The organism is Collinsella aerofaciens ATCC 25986, from assembly GCF_964259375.1.
Taxonomy (GTDB): Bacteria; Actinomycetota; Coriobacteriia; order Coriobacteriales; family Coriobacteriaceae; genus Collinsella; species Collinsella aerofaciens_BO.
On sequence record NZ_CAXVJM010000017.1, the window covers coordinates 37,579 to 38,347 of the forward strand.

Here is a 769-nt window from a genome sequence, read left to right on the forward strand (position 1 = left end):
GGGCTGGCGGGCGACGCCGTCGCCGTCGGTAACGCCCTGGAGCGTCTCGTTGCCGTCGAAGAACGTGCCGCCGTTGGCTGCATAGAGGACGTCGATGGAGTTGGCCTCGACGTCCATGTTCCACTGGGCGTAGAACGTCACGTGGTCGCCGCCGCCCTGGACGGGCTTGCTGAAGTCGACCGGGTCTTTACCGTCGCGGTCGTAGGTCCAGCCGGCGAAGGTGTAGCCCTCGCGGGACGGGGCCAGGGGCTGGCGGGCGACGCCGTCGCCGTCGGTCACGCCCTGGAGCGTCTCGTTGCCGTCGAAGAACGTGCCGCCGTTGGCAACGTAGAGGACGTCGATGGAGTTGTCCTCCTTGACCATGTCCCACTGAGCGAACAGGGTGGCGTGGTCGCCGCCGCCGACCAGCGGCTTGCTGAAGTCGACCGGGTCGGTGCCGACAGCATCGTAGGTCCAGCCGGCGAAGGTGTAGCCCTCGCGGGTCGGGGCCAGGGGCTGGCGGGCGACGCCGTCGCCGTCGGTCACGCCCTGGAGGGCGTCACTGCCGTCGAAGAACGTGCCGCCGTTGGCGACGTAGAGGACGTCGATGGAGTTATCCTCCTCAACGGCATTCCACTGAGCATAAAGGGTAGCGTGCTTGCCACCGCCGACGAGCGGGTTATCAAAGTCGACAGGATCGGTACCCTCGCGGTCGTAGGTCCAGCCGGCGAAGGTGTAGCCCTCGCGGGTCGGGGCCAGGGGCTGGCGGGCGACGCCGTCGCCGTCGGTC

The 769-nt window shown here is 68.5% G+C and carries 1 protein-coding gene; it reads right to left on the reverse strand.

The window, feature by feature from the left end; all coding sequences use genetic code 11:
- On the reverse strand, positions 1–769 hold a 769-nt coding region (locus ACEXKH_RS08090), incomplete at both ends, for an InlB B-repeat-containing protein (RefSeq protein WP_373573728.1).